Annotated in this window: 9 protein-coding genes; 4 read left to right on the forward strand and 5 right to left on the reverse strand. The window is 48.0% G+C overall.

The features are described 5' to 3' along the window. Positions 1–372 precede the first annotated feature (372 nt). Positions 373–2,661, reverse strand: a complete 2,289-nt coding sequence (locus BHV73_RS06225; RefSeq protein WP_009123269.1) for an NADP-dependent malic enzyme — start codon at positions 2,659–2,661, stop codon at positions 373–375. Positions 2,662–2,836: 175 nt separating this feature from the next. Here BHV73_RS06225 and BHV73_RS06230 point away from each other — a divergent pair, with 175 nt between their 5' ends. Beyond that, entirely contained in the window at positions 2,837–5,338 is a 2,502-nt protein-coding gene (locus BHV73_RS06230; RefSeq protein WP_087412689.1) for a family 20 glycosylhydrolase, read from the forward strand. An 89-nt stretch (positions 5,339–5,427) separates the two neighbouring features. On the opposite strand, the gene BHV73_RS06235 is transcribed toward BHV73_RS06230, so the two are convergent. Continuing rightward, positions 5,428–6,708 (reverse strand): O-acetylhomoserine aminocarboxypropyltransferase/cysteine synthase family protein, encoded by a 1,281-nt coding sequence (locus tag BHV73_RS06235; RefSeq protein WP_009123271.1) that lies wholly within the window; start codon positions 6,706–6,708, stop codon positions 5,428–5,430. Between the two features lie 139 nt (positions 6,709–6,847). On the opposite strand from BHV73_RS06235, the gene BHV73_RS06240 reads away from it, so the two are divergent. Continuing rightward, positions 6,848–7,891 (forward strand): N-acetylmuramoyl-L-alanine amidase family protein, encoded by a 1,044-nt coding sequence (locus BHV73_RS06240; protein WP_087412690.1) that lies wholly within the window; start codon positions 6,848–6,850, stop codon positions 7,889–7,891. Here the strand turns inward: BHV73_RS06240 and BHV73_RS06245 are convergent. Next, positions 7,863–8,792, reverse strand: coding sequence for a DMT family transporter (locus tag BHV73_RS06245; RefSeq protein WP_087412691.1), 930 nt, complete (start codon positions 8,790–8,792; stop codon positions 7,863–7,865). The two genes, BHV73_RS06240 and BHV73_RS06245, sit on opposite strands and share 29 nt — an antisense overlap. Positions 8,793–8,931: 139 nt before the next feature. Here BHV73_RS06245 and BHV73_RS06250 point away from each other — a divergent pair, with 139 nt between their 5' ends. Further along, on the forward strand, positions 8,932–9,792 hold the full coding sequence (locus tag BHV73_RS06250) for a DUF6845 domain-containing protein (RefSeq protein ID WP_195620816.1): 861 nt from the start codon (positions 8,932–8,934) through the stop codon (positions 9,790–9,792). A 35-nt stretch (positions 9,793–9,827) separates the two neighbouring features. Here the strand turns inward: BHV73_RS06250 and BHV73_RS06255 are convergent, their stop codons facing one another. Both BHV73_RS06255 and BHV73_RS06260 read right to left on the reverse strand, forming a co-directional pair. After that, positions 9,828–10,421, reverse strand: coding sequence for a type 1 glutamine amidotransferase family protein (locus BHV73_RS06255; RefSeq protein WP_087412693.1), 594 nt, complete (start codon positions 10,419–10,421; stop codon positions 9,828–9,830). Positions 10,422–10,506: 85 nt separating this feature from the next. Next, complete coding sequence (locus BHV73_RS06260; RefSeq protein ID WP_087412726.1) at positions 10,507–11,364, reverse strand: AraC family transcriptional regulator; 858 nt, start codon at positions 11,362–11,364, stop codon at positions 10,507–10,509. 200 nt (positions 11,365–11,564) lie between these two features. Between BHV73_RS06260 and BHV73_RS06265 the strand changes: the two genes are divergently transcribed. Beyond that, positions 11,565–12,437 carry an urea transporter gene (locus BHV73_RS06265; RefSeq protein WP_087412694.1) on the forward strand — a complete coding sequence of 291 codons (873 nt, stop codon included), beginning with the start codon at positions 11,565–11,567 and terminating at the stop codon, positions 12,435–12,437. The last annotated feature ends 8 nt before the right edge of the window (positions 12,438–12,445 follow it).

The following is a 12,445-nucleotide window of genomic DNA, read 5'->3' on the forward strand; positions in this document are numbered from 1 at the left end:
AGGGTGATGGCGTTGCTTCTGTATCATCGTGCGATGAACATAAGTGTAAGCCTCATCACTTTATTACCTTATCGCTTTATCTCTCGTTGCGGTTGCAAAAGTAAACATAAAAATGATACAAGCAAACAATTTATAAAGAAAATGCGGGATAAAACAGCAAAAATGTTGTTTTATCCCGCAAAAAGGAATAAAAAGATATTATTTATCCTCTTTTGAGAGCTTTTATTACAGGAATGAATACCAATGCCGCCGAAATGATAAGCGTTAGAATGATTGGCCCGTCAATTCGTTCAGCGGAAGTCAAGACGATGTAACAAAGTGCCGCCCAAAGAAGCGTAATGCAAACTATTTGGAATTTGGATAATCGTCTTTTCATTTACCGGCTTTCTTTTTATCTACAATGGCGTCGATAACCGCCACCGCAGTGATGTTTACTATATCGCGTACGGAGCTTTCAAAGTCGGTGAAGTGGATAGGCTTGTTCAACCCCATTTGTATCGGGCCGATAAGCTCGGAATCCATATCCATTGTCTGCAACAATTTGTATGCGGAGTTGGCGGAGCTCAGGTTCGGGAAGATAAGCGTATTCACATCCTTTCCTTTCAGACGGGTGAAGGGGTATTTGGCATCGCGCAGTTCGCGGTTCATGGCAAAGTTCACTTGCATTTCACCGTCAATGGCAAGGTCGGGATAGTTTTGCTGCATATAGTCCACGGCTTCGTGCACGCTTACCGGACTTCCTTCTTTGTCTGTTCCGAAGTTGGAGTAGCTCAACATGGCCATAACGGGCGTATGGTTGAAGAAGCGTACGGTATATTCCGACAGTTTGGCGATATCAATCAGTGTTTCCGCGTTGGGATGGCGGTTGATGAGCGTGTCGGCAAGGAAGTACGTACCTTTTTTGGAGTTAAGGATGTGCATGGTACCGAAATGCTTGTATTCCGGACGGATGCCGATTACTTCTTTGGCTACCTTGATGGTATTGCTGTATTTGGTGTACAATCCGGTGATGAAAGCGTCGGCCTCGCCGGTTTCTACCATCATCATACCGAAGTAGTTGCGCTCAAACATCTTGTCGTTGGCTTCTTCGTAGGTAACGCCTTCGCGGGCACGCTTTTCGGAGAGGATACGTGCATAACGCTCGCGGCGTTCCGATTCGTCAGGATGGCGCAGGTTTACGATTTCGATGCCTTCGAGGCTGAGGTCGAGTTCTTTCGCCAATTTCTCGATTGCTTCGTCATTACCTAATATAATAGGGTGGCAGATACCTTCGGCTTTGGCTTCAACGGCAGCTTTCAGCATATTCGGGTGAATGCCTTCGGCAAAGACTACGCGCTGCGGGTTGCGGCGGGCAGTGTCGTAGAGCTGGCGGGTGAGTTTGCTTTCGTAGCCCATCAGTTCGCGCAGTTGCAGTTTGTAGGCATCCCAATCTTCGATGCTCTTGCCGGCTACGCCGCTGTCCATGGCGGCTTTGGCTACCGCGCAAGATACTTCGGTGATGAGGCGCGGGTCTACCGGTTTCGGGATGAAGTATTCAGGACCGAAAGTGAAGTTGTTTACATGGTAGGCCTCGTTCACTACATCGGGTACGGGTTGCTTGGCGAGGTTGGCGATGGCGTGTACCGCGGCAATCTTCATTTCCTCGTTGATGGCTTTGGCTTGCGTGTCGAGCGCGCCGCGGAAGATGTAAGGGAAGCCGATGACGTTGTTAATCTGGTTCGGATAGTCGGAACGGCCGGTAGACATCAATACATCCGGGCGTGCGGCCATGGCGTCTTCGTAAGATATTTCCGGAGTAGGGTTGGCAAGGGCGAACACAATGGGATGGTCGGCCATGCTGCGCACCATATCCTGTGTCAATACATTGCCTTTGGACAGGCCGAGGAATACGTCGGCGCCTTTGATGGCTTCGGCAAGGGTATGCACGTCGCGACGGTCGGTTGCAAAGTAACGTTTCTGTTCGGTCAGGTTTTCGCGGTCGCTGGTGATGACGCCTTTGCTGTCCAGCATCAGGATGTTTTCACGGCGCGCGCCGAGCGACTCGTATAGCTTGGTGCAAGAGGTGGCGGAAGCGCCTGCGCCGTTCACCACGATTCTTACATCTTCAATCTTCTTGCCTGCCACTTCCAGGGCGTTCAGCAGTCCGGCGCTGGAGATGATGGCTGTACCATGCTGGTCGTCGTGCATCACGGGGATGTCGAGCTCTTCTTTCAGACGGCGTTCTATTTCAAAACATTCGGGAGCTTTGATATCTTCCAGATTGATACCGCCGAAAGTGGGGGCGATTGCTTTGACCGCTTCGATAAACTTATCGGGGTCTTTTTCGTTCACTTCAATATCGAATACATCGATACCGGCATAAATTTTGAATAACAGCCCTTTTCCTTCCATAACGGGCTTGCCGCTGAGCGCGCCTATGTCGCCCAAACCGAGAACGGCGGTTCCGTTGGAAATTACAGCTACCAGATTACCTTTTGCTGTATATTTGTACGCGTCTTGCGGATTCTTCTCGATTTCGAGACAAGGTTCCGCAACGCCCGGAGAATAAGCGAGTGAAAGATCGGTTTGTGTACTGTAGGGCTTGGTCGGCACTACCTCAATTTTTCCCGGTTTGCCTTGCGAGTGATAAAGCAAGGCGGCTTCTTTGGTTATCTTAGCCATGGTAGATTAGTTAAAATGGTTATAATTTGGTCGCAAATTTAGAGATAAAAGTTCTAAATTGTAGCTTGTGACTGATAAATTCTATTAGATTTATCAGTAAATAAACTAAAAATGCTTATTTTTGGCAGTAGATTTAAGTAATTACCCCCGATTATTAACTTAACACAAGTATTTTATGAAAATTTTGAAACTTCCTCTTGCAGGATTATTGTTTTGCACCGTGCCGTTTTGGACGGGATGCGGAACGAGTGACAAATCCGAAGCTCCGGTTTCCCTGACCTGGGAAATGGGGGCGAGCGACATTGCTCCCGGTTATTATGAGAACTCCTTTGTTCTTAAAAACATCTCCGATGCTCCTCTTCCCAAAGATTGGACAATCTATTATTCACAGCTTCCCCGCAATGTGAAGCAGGCGGGGAATCCTGCCGTTAAGGTGGAGTCGGTGAACGGAAACTTCTTTAAGATGTATCCGACGGAAAGCTTCACTTCGCTGGCACCCGGCGATTCCATGCGTATCACTTTCCTGTGTTCTTACAAGCTGGACCGGAACTCGCATGCGCCCGAGGGTACTTATTGGGTAGCTGCGACAGACGGTAAGGAAGGCAAGCCGCTTCCCGTAACGCTGAATGCGCTTGGGTTGCCCTCGCCGGAATCACTGCCCGGCTATCCGGATGCGGTTAAGATATACGAATCGAACCTCCGTTTGGCGCATGCGCCGGCTTTGAAACAGTCGGATATATTGCCGTCGGTAAAGAAAGTAACGCCTGCCGAGGGTGGTGTTGTGTTGGACGGTAAGGTGGCTTTGGTTTATCCGGACGAGTATGCCGGCGAGGCGAAGCTGCTGAAAGAGAAACTGTCCGCCTTGTATGGTTTGGAGATAGTTGGCCAAGCTCCCGTCACAATTGCTTTGGAAACTTTGGCCGACAAGGCGAAAGCTGTGAACGATGAATACTATGATGTGGTTATAGGCAGCGACCGGATAAAAATCAGCGCCGCCACGCCGCACGGAGTTTTCAACGGTACGCAGACTTTGCTGGCGATGCTGAAAGATAAAAAAGCGCCGTACCGGCTGGACGCCATGTCCGTGGAAGATTATCCCGACCTTTTGTACCGCGGGCAGATGATAGACATTGCCCGTAACTTCACTACCGCGGACAATCTGAAAAAGCTGGTGGATATTTTCGCTTCTTACAAAATGAATGTGCTTCATTTCCATTTTGCGGATGACGAAGCATGGCGTTTGGAAATTCCGGGACTGGAAGAACTGACGGCCGTAGGCAGCCGTCGCGGACATACCACTGACGAGAGCCGATGCCTCTATCCCTGTTACGATGGCGGCTATGACCCGGATGCCTCAACAGTAGGCAACGGACATTACTCCCGCGAGGATTTTATCGGTTTGCTACGTTACGCCGCCGAAAGGCATATCCGCGTCATACCGGAAATAGAATCTCCCGGACATGCCCGTGCGGCTATCGTTTCCATGAAAGCACGTTACAACAGGTATAAGGATACGGATATGGAAAAGGCCGCCGAATATCTGTTGAGTGAGCCGGAAGATACTTCCCGCTATGCGTCCGTGCAGTATTATACAGACAATGTGATAAATGTGGCCATGCCTTCCGCCTACCGCTTTATGGAGAAAGTGATTCAGGAACTTGCGGCTATGTATGAGGAAGCCGGAGTACCGCTGACTACGGTGCATCTTGGCGGTGATGAGGTGGCGCGCGGCGTATGGCTGGGTTCTCCCAAGTGCCGGGCATTGATGAAAGAGGAAGGTATGACGAAACCGCATGATTTGGCAGAGTATTTCATCACGCAAATGGCCGGCATCATGCAAAGGAATGGTCTGAAGTTCAGCGGGTGGCAGGAAGTGGCTTTGGGGCATACCGAAGAGGCTCACCGGCAATTGCGGACTCAGGCGGCAGGCGTGTACTGCTGGAATACAGTTCCGGGCTACGATGAAGTGGTTTATCAGATTGCCAATAACGGTTATCCGGTGATTCTCTGCAATGTGGGCAATTTCTATATGGATATGGCTTACAACGGGCATCCTGATGAGCGCGGGCTCGACTGGGGCGGCTATGTGGATGAGGCAATCTCTTTTTCCATGCTTCCTTTCAGCATCTATCGTTCATTGCGTACGGACGGAGCAGGGGATTCTGTTGATTTGGATAAAGCGGAAAAAGGAAAAACTGTTCTGACGGCAGAAGGCCGAACGAATATTCTGGGTGTGCAAGGTCAGCTGTTTGCCGAAACAATCCGTAGCTTCAGCGGTGTGGAATATCTTCTTTTCCCGAAAATCATGGGACTGGCAGAGCGTGGTTGGAATGCTTATCCGGCATGGGAAAAACTGCGAGGCGCACAGGAACAACAAGCTTTCGACAAAGCGCTGGCGCTGTATTATGAAAAAATCAGTGATATGGAAATGCCTTATTGGGCGAAGAACGGTATCAATTTCCGCCTGCCGCATCCGGGATTGCTGGTGAAAGACGGTACACTTTACGCCAATACAGCCATTCAAGGCGCTGAAATACGTTATACAATGGATGGTTCAGAACCGACTGTAAATTCCGCTTTGTGGGAAATGCCGGTGAAGTGCGATGCTTCGGTCGTTAAGGCAGGGACATTCTATCAGGGTAAGGCGAGTTTGCCGATTACGTTGAAAGTGGAATAAGACTTCCGGCTTATCAGGCCGAAATCATCTGAAAAAGGTTTTGCACCACAGCGATATTTCTTTTTCGCTGTGGTGCAAAATTTATTTGGTTACGCATTCAGCGCTTGCTCTATATCAGCGATAATATCATCCGCATTTTCAATACCCACCGAGAAGCGGATAAGGTCGGGACGGATACCGGCTTCCAACAGTTGCTCGTCAGAAAGCTGACGATGCGTATGGCTGGCAGGGTGAAGCACGCAGGTACGCGCATCGGCAACGTGGGTTACGATAGCAGCCAGCTTCAGTGAATCCATAAATTTGATGGATACCTCACGACCGCCTTTCAGCCCGAAGGAGATAACGCCGCACGAACCGCCCGGCATGTATTTCTGTGCCAACTCGTAGTACTTATTGTCGGGCAGACCGCAATAGTTTACCCATGCCACTTTGTCATTCTTAGAAAGGTATTCGGCGACTTTCTGGGCATTGCCGCAATGTTGAGGCATACGCAGGTGCAGCGTTTCCAGACCGAGGTTCAGCAAGAAGGCATTCTGTGGAGACTGGATGCTGCCGAGGTCGCGCATCAACTGCGCCGTAGCTTTCGTGATGTAAGCCAGTTTGCCGAAAGCTTTTGTATAAGTGAGCCCGTGATACGATTCGTCCGGAGTGCAGAGGCCGGGGAATTTGTCGGCATGCGCGTCCCAGTCGAAATTACCGCTGTCTACAATTGCGCCGCCTACGCTGGTGGCGTGTCCGTCCATGTATTTGGTGGTGGAGTGGACTACTATATCGGCTCCCCATTCAAACGGGCGGCAGTTGATAGGAGTGGGGAAAGTGTTGTCTACAATCAACGGCACCCCATGCTTGTGGGCGATGCGGGCAAACTTTTCGATATCGAGAACCTCCAGCGTTGGGTTGGAGATCGTTTCGCCGAACAAGGCTTTGGTATTCGGACGGAAAGCTGCGGAGATTTCCTCTTCGGGCGCATCCGGGTTGACAAAAGTCACGTCGACGCCCAGTTTTTTCATTGTTACGCCAAACAGGTTGAATGTTCCGCCATAGATAGTGGATGAGCATACGAAGTGGTCGCCTGCCTGACAGATGTTGAAGATAGCATAGAAATTCGCAGCCTGTCCGCTCGATGTCAGCATAGCGGCTACACCGCCTTCAAGAGCGGCTATCTTGGCGGCAACGGCATCGTTCGTAGGATTCTGCAGACGGGTGTAGAAGTAACCGCTGTCTTCGAGGTCGAACAGACGAGCCATTTGTTCGCTGGTGTCATATTTGAAAGTTGTACTTTGATAAATGGGGAGTACACGGGGTTCACCCTTTTTAGGAGTCCACCCTGCCTGTACGCACAGTGTCTCCGGCTTGAATTGCTTTGCCATAATGCTATCTGTTTTTAGAGTTTCTTTTCTTTAAAACGCGTAAGTTGTCGCAAAAGTAGGGAAAAAAATATAAATTTGTACGCGTGAATGGTAAAATGCAATAATTTAGCAGTTGAAAATTTACTGCCGATACGAATAAATGACGAATAACGGGAATATGAAACGTATATTTTGCTTGCTGGCTATCTTCTTTTGTACTTTTCTTGTTTTTGAGGTCTCTGCTCAGGGAGAATATGCCACACCCAAGGCGGGTGAGGGTATTTCCGCTTTTCTGGAGCGGAACAAGCGTCCCGGAAAAGCCTGCTATAACGAGTTTATGAAGCTGAACGAGAAGCGTCTGCGTGGAAAAGAGGAACTGCGATTGGGAGTGAAGTATATATTGCCTCCCTTGAAGAAGGGGACTTCTGCCGCCGCTTCATCCAAATCTGCCGCCGGCAAAAAGGGAGCGGTTCGGGAACGGTTGTTCGGGAAGAAACTGGCTGATGTGAAAGTGACTTCCAACCGCTTACAGGGCGCTTGCTTCTATGTAGTCAGCGGGCATGGCGGTCCCGACCCGGGAGCTATCGGGAAAATAGGAAAGGTGGAGTTGCATGAGGATGAATATGCCTATGATGTTGCCTTGCGCCTTGCCCGTAACCTGATGCAGGAAGGGGCGGAAGTACGTATCATCATTCAGGATGCCAAAGACGGGATTCGTGACGACCGCTATCTATCCAACAGTAAGCGGGAAACTTGTATGGGAGAAGCTATTCCGCTGAACCAGGTAGCCCGTCTGCAACAGCGTTGTGCCAAAATCAATGAACTCTATCGGAAAGACCGTCAGAAATATAAGTATTGCCGGGCCATCTTTCTGCACGTAGACAGCCGTAGCAAGAGCGCGCAGACGGATGTCTTCTTTTACCATGCCCCGAAAAGCGTGTTGGGAAAGAAGCTGGCGGTTACCATGAAAGAAACTTTCGAGTCGAAGTACGACAAACACCAGCCAAACCGCGGGTTTGAAGGGACTGTCAGCTCACGCAACCTTTATGTATTGCTGAAAGCCGCGCCGACTTCCGTTTTTGTGGAATTGGGCAATATCCAGAATACGTTCGACCAACGTCGTTTCGTTATCAGCTCCAACCGCCAGGCTTTGGCAAAGTGGATGATGGAAGGATTTATCGCGGATTATAAGCGGACGAAGTAGGATTCTTGCGCACTTTGCCCGTGCCGTTTTCGTGCAGGATGACTACTGTCACTGCCGTCACAATCAGGGCGATTCCGATAGCGCTGCTCCATGTGAAGCTTTCTTTGAATACGCAACATCCGATGATTATGGCGGTCAGAGGTTCCAATGCTCCGAAGATGGATGTAAGCGTGGGGCCTACATGTTTGATTGCCTTTACCAGACTGATATTGGAAACGGCCGTTGCCGGTATTGCCAGTCCGAGGATGTTCAGCCATGCATGGCTGTCTGTTGCCGGTCGGATGCCGTCTGTCAGACAGCCGCCTATAATATAGAATAGGGTTCCGAATCCCATGACATAGCAGGTCAGTGCCGTAGACGGGATGTTGGCAGCGCGGCTTTTCCGTACACCTATAATATATCCGCCGTACGAGAATATGGAAATGGCGGCGGCGATCAGTCCTGTTGCAGTATCTCCGCCTTTGAAATCTATCTCGCCCGATGACAGTAACGCCGCGCCTATCAATGAAATGAACACTGCAAACAGGATGGAGAAAGACTTCTTTTCCTTGAAAAACAGCATCATGGTGAGCGCTACTGCCAGAGGGTACATGAAGTGAATGGTGGATGCTACGCCGCTGGCAATATTTTGGTAGGCTATCACGAGGCTGAATGAGGTGGTGGCTCTGAACAGGCTTAGTATGAATACGGTCTGCCAGTCTTTCCCGGTGATTCGGAACCGCTCTCCCAATATGATGCCGGCAATTGCCAAAATGAGTGAAGCGATTCCCCAGCGGTATGTCAGCACTTCAAAGGATGAGAATCCCGCTACCAACAATGATATGCTGAAGAAAGGCGCCAGTCCGAATGTGGACGAGGAGAGTGCCGCATATAGAAAACCTTTTATAGTAGTGTTTTGCATCTTTTTCTTGAAAATTAAACGATATACCGGAACCTATCTCTTTCATCGTTTGTTTGTTCCGCATAATGATTTGCAAAATTAGTGAATAAAAGCGTACATGCGAATGGTACGTGCATATTGAAAAATGAAAGGAAACCTTATGAGAAAGAATTTAATGTTTGCGGGAGCGTTTGCGGTTACTCTTATGTTGGCTGCTTGCGGTAGCGGTGTTCAGCGGAAAACTTCCGAAAAATATTCTGCAGCGGAAGTGGAACAGGCGGATAAGGTGATGAAGTACTACAATGCCTCGCTCGCCCTGTTGAAGAATCTGGTGGTGGAGAAGGATGTGAATTCCGTATTGGGATATATGGAACAGAATGGGGATGCGCCGATACTGACGGCTGTTGTTCCTCCGGCTTTCTCTCAGAAAGATTCTGCATCGGTCGTTAATCCCGGTACGTATTTTAATGAAGAGACCCGGCGCAATCTGAAACAGAATTTTATGCAGTTGTTTCAGGTTAGAAAGCAATTTTATGCTAATTTCAATCGGTATCTTTCCTCGCTGAAAACAAAAGATAAGTCTGCTGCCGATAAACTGCTGCCTGTTAATTACCGGCTGAGCGTCGAGATGGCGGAGTATAAAGAGAATATTCTTGATATGCTGTCTCCTTTTACCGAGGAAGCGCAGAAGGTATTGCTGAATGATAACCCGATGAAGGAACAGATACTTGCCATGAACAGGATGTCTGCCACGATGCAGAGTATTCTGCAATTGTGTATGCGCAAACCCTCTCCCGATATGCCCCGGCTGGATATGAAAATGATGAAGTTGGTTATTCAGTTGGACATTGCCAAACGTTTGCCGACGGTGGAAGGACATCCTCGAGAGATGAAGACTTTCCGGGACTTTCTGGCTCATGTCGAGGCATTCATGAAAGAAGTACAGCATATCAAGTCTCAGGGAAGTTATACGGCAGACGAGATGGAGACCTTAGGTACGTATGGACTGAGCTTGAACTAAGGCTGTCTTAGGCTCAGTCCATAGGCCTCCTTTCTTTATCTTACAAATCCGTTTTTATAGAAATCATAGGATTCATGAATTCTTTCCGGCGTATCGGCTTTTAACAACAAAAGAAGCTCGCGACAGAATTCCAGCTGCCCGGTGCCGTTGGCTGTGACGATATTTTGGTCGCTGACGGCCTGCTTCTCTTCATAACCGGTTTCGTTGGTATAGTTCTGTTCACCCCAAAGCTTCAACTGTTGTATGGTATTTCCCGTATGTTTTACGTTATTAAGGAAGCCGTGCTTTGCCATGAAAGAGGCGGCATTGCAGATGGCGCCAATGATTTTTCCACGTTGTAGAGCATCCTTCACCAAAGGAACCACTTGTGCCGCTTCGGGAGAATTCCATTGCATGCCGCCTATCAGTATCAATGCCGCATAATCTGTGGGCATCGTCTGGAAACTATAATCGGGTAGCGTACAGAAACCGCCGATAGAACGCACAGCATCCAATGTCGGGGCAACGACTTTGGGTGTATACATCACTTCGCTGCCCGGCATTACTCCCATGTTCAGGCAGGCTGCTATGAAAGCGCCTTCCCAGTCGGCATATTCATTTAATATTACAAACAATACTTCTTGCTTCATTTTTGTTTTTGTTTAGTGCTTCACAAAAGTACGAATACTAAATCATAAACTTATAAATATTATAATGAAAGTTCGGTATCGAAATTTATTCTATAGGAATATAAATCTCTGTTAACAGTTCATCCGGTGCTGTTTCTGCAGGATTGTTCAGATATCGTTCGGCGCTGGCTTCATTTCTGAAAGTACATTCCATTTCAGGGATATATTTTCCATAGATTGTATCGTACACGGCTTGCAGGTGCTCATAAGACCCCTTATATAGGAATATGGCGTAACGTCCTGCCGGAAGCTGTTTGAAACCGATATCACCTTTAGGTGCTACGGCAGCTGGCATAACCATACATACATCGGTACGCAGTTTTTCTACCGGAGTTACTTTGGGGTCATCATGATAAATACAATAGGGCATCACTTCTCCCATTGGCAGTTTCTCCTCTTGGATAAACTGTTGAAGGCGTATCCATGTGCCGCAATAATCATTCAGTTTATAGTCTCCGAATAATCGGATATAAATCACGTTTCGGGCCGGGAGCTCTTTGATTTCTCGTTTCAGTTCGAGTTCCGGACGGATAATGGCTGGTTTCATAATTACAAAGTTTTTATTGTTACGATATTCTAAAGGTGAAATACCATAGAACTGTTTGAATACTTTAGACAACGACGAGGGTGACGAATAACCGATGCGATAAGCGATGTCGGCTATCGGCAGTTCGGAATGACGCAACAACCGTGCAGCTGCTTCGGTACGTGTCCGGACAATAAACGTACCTATGGGTTCGCCCAAAAAAGCTTTCATGATGCGGTGAAAGTAGAAAGGAGAGAAATGGGAAATCTTGGCCAGTGATTTCAGGTCGATTTCTTCTCCGAGGTGGAGATTGATATAATCTACCACTGCATTCACACATTTTTGATACTCTTCCCGGGTTGTCTTCTTGGTTTCCATATATTCTATCGGTTTGTTCACGATGCAAAAATAAGGGGAAAAGGGATAGAGGACTTGTCCGATGTTGCTATAAATATGGTTTATCACATATTTATTGAACGGAAGGTTGTTAATAATCATTGTTTAGTTTGTCTGTAAAGATAAAATATATGTACTTTTGCAATGGAATTATATTATATAAATAGCTTTTGAAAAAGTATATGAAAGGAGCTTTACTTATTTTAGGACGCGGTATAGGGCAGGTGATGTTTCAGAATAATGCACTGTCAGGGTTATTAATGTTGGTAGGTGTTCTTCTGAATTCTTGGCAAATGGCCTTGTTGGCGATTGCAGGTAATGTTGTAAGTACATTGGCGGCTTATTTTTCCGGTTATAGTCGCGAAGATATACGGAACGGACTTTACGGGTTTAACGGAACTTTGGTGGGAATAGCAATCGGGGTGTTTATGCCGATTACTGTTGCTTCCCTATTACTGTTGGTTGCAGGCTCGTGCTTGTCTACCTGGATAGCCCGTCTTTTTGGTTTGCAGCGGCTGGTATCTGGGTTCACCGCTCCCTTTATTATTTCTGTGTGGATATTGTTGGTTACTTGCAATTGGATGATGCCGTCTTTGTTACTGCCTTCCGGAGATGCTGTGACGGCTCAGACGCTTTCTTTTTTACAGGCTTTTTGTCTGAATATCGGTCAGGTAATGTTTCAGGGAAATACTGTGTTGGCAGGGGTGTTCTTTCTGCTGGGTATCTTGGTGAATTCCCGTATCAATGGTCTTTATACCATACTGGGGGCATTGCTTCCCATTCCCTTTGCCCTGCTGCTTGGAGTGGATTATGCCGCTCTGAATGCCGGATTGATGGGATATAACGGTGTGTTGTGCGCCATTGCTTTGGGGGATAAAACATGGAAAGGCGGTGTGGGGGCTGTAATGGCCGTATTGCTGTCCGTTTTGCTTCAGATAGGCGGAATGGAATGGGGGATAACAACTCTCACTGCACCTTTTGTTGTCGCTGTATGGATTGTGGCGGGATTACAGCAATTGGATAGAAAGGCAAAGACAGAAACTACAAACGGCTGAATCTTATA

It is taken from the genome of Bacteroides sp. 44_46 (assembly GCF_001915465.1).
Taxonomy (GTDB): Bacteria; Bacteroidota; Bacteroidia; order Bacteroidales; family Bacteroidaceae; genus Bacteroides; species Bacteroides clarus.